Raw genomic sequence first — 14,052 nt, forward strand, 5'->3', positions numbered from 1 at the left:
ATGGGCGTGCTCGACGGATACCGCGTGGTGGACCTGTCCATCGCGATGGCGGGCCCGCTGGCCGCGATGCGCCTGGGCGACCTGGGCGCGGACGTGGTCAAGGTGGAGCCGGTCAGCGGCGAGTGGCAGCGGCACGCCCCCGCCGGCGGCGCCACCGGCAGGCGGGTGAACGCTTCGTTCCTGTCGCTCAACCGCAACAAGCGCAGCCTGGCCGTCAACCTCAAGGCCGACGCGGGCCGCGAGATCGTGCACCGGCTGGCCGCCACGGCGGACGTGTTCCTGCAGAACTACCGGCCCGGCGTGGCCGAGCGGCTCGGCATGGACCACGAGACGATCAGCGGGCTCAATCCGCGGATCGTGTACGTCTCGATGTCCGGCTACGGCGAGAGCGGCCCCTACACCTCGCGCCCCGGCCAGGACCTGCTGCTGCAGGCCATGAGCGGCGCCATGCTCAGCACCGGCCGCGAGGGCGACCCGCCGGCGCCCGCCGGCTCCTACGCCATCGACGCCATCACCGCCTACAGCGCGTTCGAGGGCGCGCTGGCCGCGCTGCTGCACCGCGAGCGCACCGGCGAGGGCCAGCGGGTGAGCGTCAACATGCTGGACGCGGCCGTCGCCGTGCAGATGCAGGAGCTGTCGATCTACACGGTCGGCGGGGTGCCGCAGCGGCGCGGGCGCGAGCCGCACGGCCACACCTACATCCGCGCCCCGTACGGCGTCTTCGCCACCAAGGACGGCTACATCGCGCTCGGCATGCCCAGGCTGGACGGGCTGGCCGTGGCGCTGGACCTGCCGGAGCTGGCCGCGATGGACGGCGACGCCGACGGCCACACCAGGCGCGACGAGATCACCGCGCTGGTGGCGGCCCGCCTGCCCGCGCGCACGACGGCGGAGTGGCTGGAGATCTGCGCCCGCCACGACCTGTGGGCGGGCCCGGTCTACGGCTACGCCGACCTGGTCGAGGATCCGCAGGTCAAGCACAACGGCTCGTTCGTCACCTACGAGCACCGCACCGAGGGCACGGTCACCACCCCCGGCTTCCCCTACGGCTTCAGTGCCACCCCGCCCGAGGTCCGCAGGGGCGCGCCGCTCGTGGGCGAGCACACCAGGGAGCTGCTCGGCGAGCTCGGCTACTCGGCCGGTCGGACGGAGGAGCTGGTGGCGGAGGGCGTGCTGGCATGCGAGGACTGACCTGGGACCATCCGCGCGGGTACGCCCCGCTGGACGAGCTGACCCGGCTCGACCACACGGGCGCGAACCCGTACGGGGCCGTGCCGGAGCCGATCGAGTGGGACCGGCAGCCCTTGGAGGGGTTCGAGTCCGAGCCGATCGCGCGGTTGTGCGAGACGTACGACGTGCTGGTGATCGACCATCCCGGACTGGGCGCGGCACTGGACGCGCTGGTGCCGATGGAGGAGCTGTTCGAGCCGACGGAGCTGGCCGAGCTCGCTGGGCCGGCCGGGCTGCGGTTCGCGGGCCGTTCGTACGAGAGCTACCGCCTGGACGGCCGCCAGTGGGCGCTGCCCCTGGACGCCGCCACCCAGGTGGCCGCCGCCAGGCCCGGCGTGCGGCTGCCGCGCACGTGGCCGGAGGTGGCCGAGCTGTCCGCCGGCACGCGGACGGCGCTGTGCCTGGGCGGGCCGCACGCGTTCCTGATGTTCTGCGCGCTGTGCGGCCCCACTCGTCCGGGGGACTTCCTCGACGAGCGGGCCGGTGAGCGGGCGCTGGAGCTGATGGCCGAGCTGCTGGCGCTGTCGGACCCCGAGGTGTCGCTGCTCAACCCGATCGGCGTGCTGGACGCGATGACGGCCGGCCGGGTGGACTTCTGCCCGCTTCTGTACGGCTACGTCACCTATCCCCTGGCCTTCGGCGACGCGCCCGCCTGGCCCGGCCACCCGCCGGGCAGCGTGCTCGGCGGCACCGGGCTCGTGGTCTCGCGGCAGCGCCTCAGTGCCAATCTCAGTGCCAATCTCAGTGCGAATTCCGGGGCCGGCTCCGGGGCGAACCGCGACGCGATCCGCGCGCACCTGCTGCGCCTGGTGTCGGAGCCGGTGCAGGCGGAGCTGTTCCCGTCGGCCGGGGGGCAGCCGGCCGCCCGCTCGGTCTGGACCGAAGGCGGCACCGGCTTCTACCGCGACACGCTCGCCACCATGGAGGCCGCCTGGATCAGGCCGCGCTTCCCCGGCTACATCGCGGCGCAGGAGCGCTCGTCGGCGCTGATCCGCGACGGGCTGCTCGCCCGCACCCCCGCCCGCGACCTGCTGAAGACCCTGCACGAGGAATGGAGGACCCCTTGACATCCTCCCCCTCCCAAAGAAGGGGGATTCCCACGGTCGCCCGTGAGGCTTCCTGCTTCACTGCCGGTCGCCCGCCCGAGAAAGGAAATTCTCGTTGAGGTCTTACACCAGCTCCACAGGCGTTTTGCCTCTCCGCCAGCCCGGCGGCGAGGGTGTTCCTGATCGTTCGTCCGGCGGCTTGGTTGTCGCCACCGCCGAACAGATTAACGGATCGTGCCGTGTCGCGCGGCGTTTTGACGCCGGTTCGCCTGACGGCGAATCGGCTGCCTCTGTCCTGCTCCGCAGGGGTCCAATTCCTCCCCCGCCTGAAGGCGGGGGTTTCCTCGGAGGTATCTGATGACCACGGCGCTCGTCACCGGCGCCGCCGGGGCGCTGGGCCGCGCGATCGTGCGCCGCCTGGCCGCCGACGGCCACCAGGTGGCCGCACTCGACGTCGACGCGGACGGCCTCGACGGCGCACTCAACCTGAAGACCGATCTGCGCGACCCGGCGGCGATCGAGGCCGCCTTCACCGAGACCGCGGCCAGGCTCGGCCCGGTCGGCATTCTCGTCAACAACGCCGCCGTCTATCCGGCCCGGCCGTTCCTGGAGGTGGCGCCGGAGGAGTACGACGAGGTCGTCGCGGTCAACCAGCGCGCCTACTGGCTGTGCGCCCAGCACGCGGCCAGGCAGATGCTCGGCCAGGGCGGCGGGGCGATCGTCAACGTCGCCTCGATCACCATGCACGGCGGCTGGCCCGACCTGGCCGCGTACGTCTCCACCAAGGGCGCGGCGGCCGCCTTCACCAGGGCACTGGCCCGCGAGCTCGGACCGAGGGAGATCCGGGTCAACTGCGTCTCCCCCGGCGCGTTCCCGACCGCGGCCGAGGAGATCCACGAGGACCTGGAGGCGTACAACCGGATGGTCCTGGAACGGCAGGCGCTGCGGCGGCGCGGCACTCCCGAGGAGCTGGCGGCCGTGGTGTCGTTCCTGACCGGGCCTGACGCCTCGTTCGTCACCGGCCAGTGCCTCGAAGTCAACGGAGGGTGGGTGATGGCATGACGCGGGACCGCAGGCGGCTGGCCGAGCTGACGGGCGATCTGAGCGCGGCCGGCGGGGTCCGGCTGGTGACGCTGGCCGACGGCGTGGAGCGCGGGGTCAGGGCGCTGGAGTTCCGCACCGGGTCGGGGCTGGCGTTCGACGTGCTGGTGGACCGGTGCATGGACATCGGGCCCGCCGAGCACGCGGGGCGCTCGTTCGGCTGGCGCTCCCCCACCGGCTTCCGTCATCCGGGGCTGCACGAGAACAACGACGAGGACGGGCTGTCGTGGCTGCGCTCGTTCTCGGGACTGATCGTCACGGCCGGGCTGGACCACACGCTGTTCGGCGGCGACGTGCCGGCCGACGGCTACCGGTATCCGCCGCGCGAGTCCGTACGGCACGGGCTGCACGGCCGGGCCGGCAACCTGCCCGCCCGCCTGAGCGGCTACGGCGAGCGGTGGGACGGCGAGCGGTGCGTGCTGTGGGCCGAGGGCGAGGTGCGCCAGGCGGCGGTCTTCGCGGAGAACCTGCGCCTGGTGCGCCGGATCGAGGCCGATTTGGGCGGGAACGAGATCCGCCTGATCGACACGGTGACCAACGCCGGGTTCGAGCCGGCGCCGCACATGTACCTGTATCACATCAATCTGGGCTGGCCGCTGCTCGACGAGGGCGCCAGGCTGGAGGCCGACATCCGCGAGACGCTCTGGCAGAGCGACAGCGTGGCCGAGCAGAAGGCCGATCACCTGACGTTCCCCGGGCCCGTGCCGGGGTTCGTGGAGCAGGTGTACGAGCACGCGCTCGTCCCCCGCCCCGACGGCCTGCACCGCGTGGCCGTGGTCAACGAGCGGCTGGGCATGCGGGTGGCCGTGGAGTGGCGGGCGGAGGAGTTCCCGTACTTCTTCGAGTGGCTGAACCTGCGCTCGGGCAACTACGCGGTCGGGCTGGAGCCGTCCACGCACCACGTGTCGGGTGACGCGGCGGCCAGGCGGGACGGCAGCATGATCTGGCTCGGCGCGCAGGAGTCGCGGACGTACCACACGACCTTCCGGGTGGAGGCCGCATGAGATGACGGCCCCCGCCGGGGTCTACCCCTCCAGCCGGTACGCCCTGCGCGCCGTCCCGGCGAACACCTCGGCCCGCTCCGCGTCCGACAGGCCGGCGCAGAGCTCGTCGGCGGTCGCGGCCACCTGGCCGTACTCCGCCGCGAGCAGGCAGACCGGCCAGTCGGAGCCGAACATCACCCGTTCAGGCCCGAACGCCTCCAGCACGACCTCCGCGTACGGCCGCAGGTCGGCCACCTGCCAGCCGGTCCAGTCGGCCTCGGTGACCAGGCCGGACAGCTTGCAGTAGACGTTGGACCGGGCGGCCAGTTGTTCGATCCGGCCGCGCCACGGCTCCAGCTCGCCGGCGGCGATCGGCGGCTTGGACAGGTGGTCGAGCACGAACGTCAGCTCGGGCAGCGCGGTCACGGTGTCGATGGCGGCGGGCAACTGGTGCGGCAGCGTGAGCAGGTCGTAGGCGAGCCCGGCCGCGGCCACGGCGGCCAGCCCGCGGCGAACGTCGGGCCGGTTGAGCCAGGCCGGGTCGGGCTCGGACTGCACGCCGTGGCGCACGCCGACCAGCCCGCCTGGCAGCGCGGTCAGCTCGGCGAGCGCGTCGGCGGCGTCGGGCGCGGTGAGGTCGGTCCAGCCGACGACCCCCGCGACCAGCGGCGACCCGGCGGCCAGGGCGAGGAACTCCCTGGTCTCGGCGGCGTCGGCCACCACCTGCACCAGCACGGTGCGGCTCACGCCGGCCGCCGCCGCGGGCCCGGCGAGGTCGTCGAGGGTGAACGTGCGCCGCACGGGCGCCATCTTGCGCTGCTCCAGCCAGGCGTGCGGGCGGGCGGACAGATCCCAGACATGGTGGTGGGCATCGATACGACTCATCCCAAGACCTCCAATGTTTCCCAGAAATTACGCGAACTATAGACAGAAAACCAGGACAAGCGTAGAGATACATCCGACGTATGGCGACCCCCGATCTCGGGCGAGTGCGCCAGAACCCCCCATCGGAACAGGAGCGACCGTGACCGATCACGGGACCATCAGGACCCTCAGGACCGGCGACACCGACGACGGCTACACACGACGAGGCGTACTCGCGACCGGGCTCGGCGCCGCGGCCGGATCCCTGCTCGTGAACGGCGTCGCCGCCAAGCCCGCGCGGGCGGGCACGCGGGGCAACCCGCTCACCCTCTGGTACACCCGCCCGGCCGCCCAGTGGCTGGAGGCGCTGCCGGTCGGCTGCGGCCGGCTCGGCGCCATGGTCTTCGGCGGTGTCGAGACCGAGCGGCTGCAGCTCAACGAGGACGGCATCTGGGCCGGCGGGCCGCACGACTACGACAATCCCGAGGCGCTGGCCGCCCTTCCGCAGATCAGGCAGTGGGTCTGGGAGGACAAGTGGCAGGCCGCGCAGAACCTGGCCGACCAGAAGTTCCTCGGCCGGCCCAGCGAGCAGGCGCCGTACCAGGTGCTGGGCGACCTCACGCTGACCTTCCCGGGCCCCGCCGAGTTCACGGACTACCGGCGCGAGCTCGACCTCACCAGGGCCGTCACCACGGTCACCTACGTCCGTGACGGCGTGCGGCACACCCGTGAGGTCTTCGCCAGCAACCCCGACCAGGTCGTCGTGGTCCGGCACACGGCCGACAAGCCCGGCTCCGTGACGTTCACGGCCGCCTTCTCCAGCCCGCAGGCCACGACCACGTCCGCGGCCGGCCGCGCCACGATCGCGATCGACGGCGTCAGCGGCGACACCCAGGGCATGAAGGGCGAGGTCCGCTTCCGTGCCCTGGCCGAGGCGAAGGCGAAGGGCGGCACGGTCGGCACGGACGGGGGCACGCTGTCCGTCGAGGGCGCGGACGAGGTCACGCTGCTGATCTCCATGGGCTCCAGCTACCGCAGCTTCAAGGACGTGGGCGGCGATCCCGCCGAGGTCGCCGGCCGGCATCTGACGAAGGCGAGCGGGCGGCCGTACGAGGTGCTGCGACGCCGGCACCTGCGCGACTACCAGGAGCTGTTCGGCCGGGTCGAGATCGACCTGGGCACCTCGGAGGCCGTCGCGCTGCCGACCGACGAGCGCATCGCCCGCCAGAAGCTCGACACCGACCCGCAGCTGGCCGCGCTGTACTTCCAGTACGGCCGCTACCTGCTCATCTCCAGCTCCCGCGCCCCCGGCCACGCCGCCAACCTGCAGGGCGTCTGGAACGACTCGCTCGCGCCCGCCTGGGAGTCGAAGTACACGATCAACATCAACTGCGAGATGAACTACTGGCCGGCCGCGCCGGGCAACCTCATCGAGTGCATGGACCCGCTGTTCGACCTGATCAAGGACCTGGCCGAGACGGGCGCGCGAACCGCGAAGACGCACTACGGGGCCGCCGGCTGGGTGGCACACCACAACACCGACGGCTGGCGCGGCACGGCACCCGTGGACTTCGCCTTCTACGGCGTGTGGCCGACCGGCGGCGCGTGGCTGTGCCTGACGTTGTGGGAGCACTATCTCTACACCGGTGACGAGCGGCGGCTGCGCGAGCACTTCCCGCTGATCAAGGGCTCGGTGGAGTTCTTCCTCGACACGCTGCAGACCGATCCCAGGACCGGCTACCTGGTGACGAACCCGTCGCACTCGCCCGAGGTCGGCCACCACGAGGACGGCGGCGAGAACGTCAGCATCTGCGCGGGCCCGACCATGGACATGCAGATCCTGCGCGACCTGTTCGGGGCCTTCGAGCAGGCTTCCGAGGTCCTCGGCACGGAGGCCGGCCTGCGGGCGCGGGTCAAGGAGGCGCGGGCGCGGTTCGTGCCGAACCAGGTGGGCCACCTCGGGCAGATCCAGGAGTGGCAGGAGGATTACCGGGGCGACGCGGCGCTGTCGCGCAGCCGGCACATCTCGCACCTGTGGGGGCTGTTCCCCGGCCACCAGATCGACCCGCGCCTGTCGCCCGAGCTGGCCGCGGCCGCGCGGCGGACCCTGGAGCTGCGCGGCGAGGCGGGGGCCGGGTGGTCGCTGGCCTGGAAGATCAATTTCTGGGCGCGGCTGCTGGACGCGGCGGAGGCGTACAAGCGGCTGTCGAACCTGCTGATCCCGGCCCGTACGGCGCCCAACATGTTCGACCTGCATCCGCCGTTCCAGATCGACGGCAACTTCGGCGGCACCTCCGGGATCACGGAGATGCTGCTGCAGAGCCACGCCGACCAGGTGCACCTGCTGCCCGCGCTGCCGGCCGCCTGGCCCGCCGGGTCGCTGCGCGGGCTGCGGGCGCGCGGCGGGTTCGAGGTGGACCTGGAGTGGGCGGGCGGCGCGCTGCGCCGTGGCCGGATCCGCTCCGATCTGGGCCGCGAGCTGACGCTGCGCACCGCGGGAGCGGTGACGGTGACCGAACGCGGGCGGCCGGTCAAGGTCGAACGCCCTGAGGCGGGCGTCGTCGTCTTCGGCACCCGGCGCGGGGCGACGTACGAGGTGGTGCCGTCGGCCTGAGCCGCCCCTACGGCTGGGCGGAGGGCCGGACCCTGGGACGGGTGCGGGAGGCCTCGCCACGGGCGTGGGCGGCGAACAGGCGGGCGGCCTCCTCGGGGTCGCCCGCGGCCAGCGTGGCCACCAGGTCGTCGTGGTGGCCCGCCATCGCCGTCCAGTCGCCGTCGTAGAGGGGGTTGCCCACCACGTGCAGGCTCCAGAGGTTGGACTCGATCGTCCGCCACAGCCGCAGCAGGAAGGAGTTGCCGCAGGCCGCGCAGACCCGGCGGTGGAAGGCGAGGTCCGCGTCGCGGAAACCGCCGATGTCGCCGTCCTTGGCGGCCTTGCGCATGGCCATCACATCGGCCGCGAGCTGCCGCAACGTGTCGGGCTGGATGCGGGCGGCGGCGCCGCGTGCGGCATACTCCTCCAGCAACACCCTGATGTCGCGGACCTCCCTGGCCTGCTCGTCGGAGATCTCCGCGACGTAACTTCCCCGGTTGGGATAGGAGATGACCAGCCCCTCGTGCGCCAACCGCTTGATCGCCTCCCTGGCCGGGGCCTGGCTGGTGCCGACCCGCCGGGCTATCTCCGCCTCCACCAGCCGCTGTCCGGCGAGCAGCTCGCCGGAGACGATCCAGCCGCGCAGGAGCGCGTAGACGCGGTCGGACAGCAGCTCTCTGGGCAGCAGCCGGGCCGCGGGCGGGGCGATCTGCTGCTCCTGCCAGATGCGCGCCACCGTGGACTGCGACAGCCCGAGCTGGGCGGCCATGGTCCTGGTGGAGGGCACGGCGGCGCCTTCGGCCGCGGCGGCGATCACCCGTTCGGCCTCGGCCCGCTCCGCGCTGCGCGGGCGGCCGGGTCTGGGCGCGTCGGCGAGCCCGTCGAGGCCGCGCTCCACGAAGCGGGCCCGCCATTTCGCCACCGTCGCCGGGCTCACCGCCAGGCTCGCGGCGATCTCCTTGCGGGACAAGCCTTCGGCGCAGGCCAGCACGATGCGGCTGCGCAGCGCCAGCCCTCCCTCCGGCGTGCGTCCCGCCCACTCCCGAAGCGTCGCCAGCTCCTCCGCGCCCAATGTCAGCCGGTTGTCGGCTTCACGTCCTGCCACGGGTCGATCTTAACGTACTTATGACTCAGCAAGGCACCGTACACATATTTGTAGCGTCACGTTTCCCCTTGACGGGCCCATGTGACCAACGTATTAAATAATCGCTAATCGAGTAACGACCCATTAAAAGGCGTCGCAGATCTCGCCCCCTTGGAGGTGCGATGCGTTCCCCCCGTCCATCCCTCGTCCTACCGGTTCTCGGCTGCGTGCTCCTGCTCACCGGCTGCGGCGGGGGCGGCTTCGCCGGCGACTCCCAGGCCCAGCAGAGCGAGGGCGGCCAGGTCACCCTCCGGATGCTGGTCAACATCAGCCCCAACCTCACCCAGGCGTACTGGGACGGGCTGGTCAAGCCGTTCGAGCAGGCCAACCCCGGCATCGACGTCAAGATCGAGGCGCCGACCGGCAAGGGCGTGGCCGACACGCTGCCGCAGCAGCTCGCCGCCGGCAACGCGCCCGACGTGGTGGAGACGCTGATGGCGGACGAGACGCTGGCCAAGCAGATGCTCGACCTGACCGATCAGCCGTGGGCGAAGGACACCCCGCTGGCCGAGCAGGCCAAGCTGGGCGGCAAGATCTACTCGGTCGGCGTCGGCGTGCAGGCCCAGTCGCTGGTCTTCTACAACAAGGCCGCCTTCGCCAAGGCCGGGATCGAGCAGCCGCCGACCACGTTCGACGAGTTCGACGCGGCCATGGCCAAGCTGAAGAAGTCCGGCTACCTGCCGCTGCAGACGGGCGGCGACTTCCTCACCGGGCTGCAGGTGCTGCAGCTGTCCAACCCCAGCCGGGCCCAGACCCATCCGGCCTGGCAACAGGACGTCAAGGCGGGCAAGATCAAGGCGGGCGAGTCGCTGCTGCCCTACCTGGAGCGCTACCGCACCTGGATCGACAAGGGCTACGTCGACAAGAACGCGCTCGGCATGAAGTACGCCGACGCCGAGACCCAGTTCCTGTCCGGCAAATCCGGCATGTACGTCATGGGGAGCTGGTTCACCGCCACCGAGGCCAAGGCCCAGAAGGACTTCGAGATCGGCGTCTTCCCCGCCCCCGTCGACAAGGGCCAGACCTACCCGGGCCCGCAGGGCGCGACGCTGGCGGCGCCGTACATGATCCTCAAGTCCACGCCCCAGAAGGACGCGGCGCTCAAGCTCGTCCAGTGGCTGGTCACCGATCCGGCGGCGGTCAAGAGCCAGCTCGCCCAGGACGGCAACTTCCGCACCGGTGTCGAGCGCGAGTTCACCCCGCTGGAGAAGCAGGTGCAGGAGATCCTCGACCAGGCCCCGCAGGGCGTCCCCCAGGGCGAGGGCTACGGCGACGCCACCCTGCCCAAGGGCTTCAACTCCGCCTGGAACACCGAGGTCCAGGGCCTGTACGTGGGCAAGTCGCCCAAGGACGTGGCCGAGGGCGTCGACCGCTGGCTGGCCGGACGCGCATGACCCGGCTCGCCGACGAACGCAGCACCCCGGCCATGAGGCCGGCGGAGGAGTTCTCATGACCCTCACCAGGCAAGCGCCCCCGGTCACCGGGGCCGCGGCCCCGGAGCGGCGCAGACGTCACGACGGATGGGCCAACGCCCTCATGGTGGCGCCCGCCACCGTCCTCTACGTCGTGATGCTGATCATCCCGGTCGGCCTGGCCCTCTACCTGAGCCTGACCGACTGGGACGGCTTCAGCGCCGACCCCGCCTTCGTCGGCGCCGCCAACTACGTCAAGCTCCTCGACGACCCCGAGCTCCAGCGCGCCTCCCTGGTGACGCTGCTGGTCGCGGCGGCCGGCACGGCCGGGCTCAACCTGCTCGGCCTCGGCTTCGCCCTCCTGGTCAACGGGGCATCGAAGGCCAACACGTTCTTCCGGATCGTGCTGTTCTACCCGCACGTGCTCAGCGCCCTGGTGGTCGGCTTCCTCTGGTCGGCCATCCTGGGCACCACCGGCGCGGTCAACAACCTGGTGACGACGTGGGGCGGGCAGGTCATCCCCTTCCTGTCCGACCCCGTCTGGGCCACGGTCACCATGATCGCGGTGCTGGTCTGGGCCGGGTTCGGCGTCAACGTGGTGCTGTACCTGGCCGGGCTGCAGGCGGTGCCGCACTCGCTGATCGAGGCGGCGCGGATCGACGGCGCCACCCGCGCGCAGGTGTTCAGGAACGTGACACTGCCCGCGCTGGGGCCGTCCGTGACGGTGAACATCGTGCTGTCGCTGGTGACGCTGCTGAAGACGTACGACCTGGTGGTCTCGCTCACGGCGGGCGGGCCGGCCGGTCAGACGCAGACCGTCGCCTACCTCATCCTCTGGAACTCCTTCCACGACGCCCGCCTCGGCTTCGGCTCGGCACAGTCGGTGATCCTCATGCTGGTCACGGCGGTGCTGGCGTTCGTGGTGACGAAGCTGCGCAGGCGCGGCGAACTGGCGGTGCACCAGTGAGAAAGACCTTCCTGTGGGCGAGCGCCGCCTTCATGCTCATCCCCCTGTACGTGCTCACCGCGAACGCGTTCAAGGGCCAGCAGGACATCCTGGCCAACCCGTTCGGCCTCGGCGGCCTGACCCTCGAACCGCTCGGCAGGGCGCTGACCAACCCGCAGTTCAACGTGGTCAAGGGGTACGCGATCACACTGCTGTTCGTGGTGGCGGTCAACGTGCTGTCGGTGGGGCTGGCCGCCCCGGCCGCGTACGTGATCGCGCGCAGCCCGAAACGCAGGTTCCGCGTGCTCATGCTGTTCTTCCTGGCCGGCACGTTCATCCCGGGCCAGGTGCTGGTCATCCCCGTCGTGTACGTGCTCAAGACCCTCGGCCTGATGGGCACCATCCGCGGCTTCGTGCTGTTCGAGACCACGCTCACGATCCCGTTCTCGATCTTCCTGTATGCCGGCTACATCGCCACCATCCCCGCCGTCCTCGACCAGGCGGCGGCCGTGGACGGGGCGGGCAGGCTGCGCACGTTCTGGCAGATCGTCTTCCCGCTCATGCGGCCCGCGGTCGCCACGATGGTCATCCTCAACACGTTCTCGGTGTGGAACGACTTCGTGAACCCGCAGATCATCCTCGGTCCCGGCAGCGGCCTCTACACCGTCACCACCGGCGTCTACGCGGCGGTCAGCCAGTACTCCACCGACTACACGGTGGTCTTCCCGACGCTGCTGCTGGCCATCGCCCCGCTGCTGATCTTCTTCGTCTTCATGCAACGGCACATCATCAGCGGCCTCACGGCAGGAGCTACGAAAGGGTGAACATGCGCGAGATCAAGGCGACCGTGCCCCTCGGCGTGCCGCCGGCCTGGGCGGTCCTGGAGCGCCGGCTGTTCGACGCACTCGACGAGGCGTGGCGGGCCTTCTCCGCCCGCTACTGCGGGCCGGACGGACGGCTGATCTACCACGGCCCGGCCGCGGACCGCGACGGCGCCGACGACTTCTACGAGGCGTTCTTCAACTGGCCCGCGCTCTACCAGCTCGGCGGCGCCGACGACCTGCTCGACGCGGCCAAGCACCACTGGGAGGGCGTCACCACACAGCTCACCGAGCTGGGCTACCTGGTGGAGGAGTACGAGCGCGGCTACGACTGGTTCCACCAGGGCGAGTCGATGCTGCTCTTCTACGGCATCTGCGCCGCCGACCCGCGCGACGAGCGCTTCCGCGAGCGCGCCCGCCGCTTCGCCGACCTGTACCTGCCCGGCTCGGCCAACTACGACGCCGAGCACGACATCATCCGCGCCCCGCACAACGGCGCCGGCGGCCCCCGCTACGGCCTGCAGTGGGAGTGGGCCTCCTACCACACCGACCTGACCAGCATGCGGCCGTTCGGGCTGCCGCTGCGCGACCTGCCGGGCATCTCGTCCTGGGAGGACCTGGGCGACCCCAGCAACGCCGCCCGCATGGGCGCGGCGATGAGCGAGCGCATCGGCCGCGGTGACGTGGCCGTCAACCTGGCCGCGACCAGCCTGGCCGTCAACGCCTGGCTGTACGACGGCGACGAGCGCTACCGCGACTGGGCGCTGCGCTACATCGGCGCCTGGCAGCGCAGGGCCGAGGCCAACGGCGGCGTCATCCCCGACAACGTGGGCCCGTCCGGCGTCGTCGGCGAGCTGCACGACGGCCGCTGGTACGGCGGCAACTACGGCTGGCAGTGGCCGCACGGCCTCTACAGCGTCGGAGCCGCCGCCGCCGTCGCCGCGGTCAACGCCCACCTGCTGACCGGCGACGACGCCGCCCTCGCCATCGGCCGCGACCCGCTGGAGGCCGTGTACGAGCGCGCGATCCAGGCGGGCGTCACCGAGACCGAGATGAGCATCAGCGACCGCTGGCTGGCGGAGCTGGGCGACGAGGCCGGCAAGCCGACCATGCTGGTGCCCAACCGGCACGACGACGACGGCTGGTTCGACTTCCAGCCGCCGCAGCTCGGCCTGCCCGTCTGGCTCTGGCACATGAGCCTGGCCGGGGGCGACGCCGACCGGCTCGACCGGGTGCGCAGGGGCTCCGGCTACGACTGGACGGCCGTGCGGCCGTTCCGCAACAAGGAGGAGGCCGGGCACGAGGCCCCGTGGCTGGAGTACCTGCGCGGCGCCAACCCCGGCTTCCCCGAGCACATGCTCACCACCGCGCTCGGCCAGGTGCAGCGCCGCATGGCGCTCATCGACGCCGACCAGGCCGACCTGGCCACCATCCACGTGCACCACTGGCAGCGGCTCAACCCCGTGGTCACCGAGGCGCTGCTGCAGCTCGTCACCGGCACCCCGCAGGTGCTCTACAACGGCGGCCTGCTGCCGGCCCGGCTGGCCTACTTCGACGCCGACCGCCACCGTCCCGGGCTGCCCCAGGACGTGGCCGCGCTGGTCGGCTCCGTCCGCCCCGGCGGCGTCGAGGTCGAGCTGGTCAACCTCAGCCTGACCCGCACCCGCAGGGTCGTGCTGCAGGCGGGCGCGTTCGGCGAGCACCGCATCGACCGCGCGACCGTCACCCGGGCCGGCGACGGCTATCCGGGCGACCCGCGCGGCTACACCCCGCCTCCCATCGCCGAGACCGAGCACGACGTGCCCGTCGAGGGGCCGCGCCTGCTCGTGGAGCTGCCGCCCGGCCGCCGCATCCGGCTCGACCTGCACACGACCGCGCGCGTCCGCACGCCGTCGCACCAGCACTACTGAGG

General features: G+C 71.8%; 11 protein-coding genes. 9 read left to right on the top strand and 2 right to left on the bottom strand.

The window, feature by feature from the left end; translation table 11 throughout:
* The 4 genes from AB0C27_RS01585 (at position 1) to AB0C27_RS01600 (ending at position 4,381) form a co-directional block, all read left to right on the top strand.
* Positions 1-1,191 carry a CoA transferase gene (locus tag AB0C27_RS01585; protein WP_357836144.1) on the top strand — a complete coding sequence of 397 codons (1,191 nt, stop codon included), beginning with the start codon at positions 1-3 and terminating at the stop codon, positions 1,189-1,191.
* A complete protein-coding gene (locus AB0C27_RS01590; RefSeq protein ID WP_357836147.1) occupies positions 1,179-2,297 on the top strand; it encodes a hypothetical protein in 1,119 nt (372 codons plus the stop codon). The genes AB0C27_RS01585 and AB0C27_RS01590 overlap by 13 nt, the downstream gene beginning before the upstream one ends.
* 336 nt (positions 2,298-2,633) lie before the next feature.
* Positions 2,634-3,338, top strand: coding sequence for an SDR family oxidoreductase (locus AB0C27_RS01595; protein ID WP_357836150.1), 705 nt, complete (start codon positions 2,634-2,636; stop codon positions 3,336-3,338).
* Positions 3,335-4,381, top strand: a complete 1,047-nt coding sequence (locus AB0C27_RS01600) for an aldose 1-epimerase family protein (RefSeq protein ID WP_357836153.1) — start codon at positions 3,335-3,337, stop codon at positions 4,379-4,381. Before AB0C27_RS01595 ends, AB0C27_RS01600 begins: the two co-directional genes overlap by 4 nt.
* Positions 4,382-4,402: 21 nt before the next feature.
* On the opposite strand, the gene AB0C27_RS01605 is transcribed toward AB0C27_RS01600, so the two are convergent.
* A complete protein-coding gene (locus tag AB0C27_RS01605) occupies positions 4,403-5,245 on the bottom strand; it encodes an amidohydrolase family protein (protein WP_357836156.1) in 843 nt (280 codons plus the stop codon).
* Positions 5,246-5,384: 139 nt separating this feature from the next.
* Here AB0C27_RS01605 and AB0C27_RS01610 point away from each other — a divergent pair, with 139 nt between their 5' ends.
* Positions 5,385-7,838, top strand: coding sequence for a glycoside hydrolase family 95 protein (locus AB0C27_RS01610; protein ID WP_357836159.1), 2,454 nt, complete (start codon positions 5,385-5,387; stop codon positions 7,836-7,838).
* A gap of 7 nt (positions 7,839-7,845) precedes the next feature.
* Here AB0C27_RS01610 and AB0C27_RS01615 read toward each other — a convergent pair whose 3' ends face one another.
* On the bottom strand, positions 7,846-8,922 hold the full coding sequence (locus AB0C27_RS01615; protein WP_357836162.1) for an FCD domain-containing protein: 1,077 nt from the start codon (positions 8,920-8,922) through the stop codon (positions 7,846-7,848).
* Between the two features lie 161 nt (positions 8,923-9,083).
* Here AB0C27_RS01615 and AB0C27_RS01620 point away from each other — a divergent pair, with 161 nt between their 5' ends.
* Genes AB0C27_RS01620 through AB0C27_RS01635 form a run of 4 tightly spaced genes read left to right on the top strand, consistent with a single transcriptional unit; the run spans position 9,084 to position 14,050 of the window.
* Complete coding sequence (locus AB0C27_RS01620) at positions 9,084-10,355, top strand: extracellular solute-binding protein (RefSeq protein WP_357836165.1); 1,272 nt, start codon at positions 9,084-9,086, stop codon at positions 10,353-10,355.
* Between the two features lie 55 nt (positions 10,356-10,410).
* Entirely contained in the window at positions 10,411-11,340 is a 930-nt protein-coding gene (locus AB0C27_RS01625; RefSeq protein WP_357836168.1) for a sugar ABC transporter permease, read from the top strand.
* Positions 11,337-12,143, top strand: a complete 807-nt coding sequence (locus tag AB0C27_RS01630) for a carbohydrate ABC transporter permease (protein ID WP_346111196.1) — start codon at positions 11,337-11,339, stop codon at positions 12,141-12,143. Before AB0C27_RS01625 ends, AB0C27_RS01630 begins: the two co-directional genes overlap by 4 nt.
* A gap of 2 nt (positions 12,144-12,145) precedes the next feature.
* Positions 12,146-14,050: a hypothetical protein gene (locus tag AB0C27_RS01635; protein ID WP_357836171.1), complete on the top strand. Its 1,905-nt coding sequence runs from the start codon at positions 12,146-12,148 to the stop codon at positions 14,048-14,050.
* Positions 14,051-14,052: the final 2 nt, after the last annotated feature.

Origin of the sequence: Nonomuraea sp. NPDC048882 (genome assembly GCF_040649755.1) — a bacterium.
GTDB lineage: Bacteria > Actinomycetota > Actinomycetes > Streptosporangiales > Streptosporangiaceae > Nonomuraea > Nonomuraea maheshkhaliensis.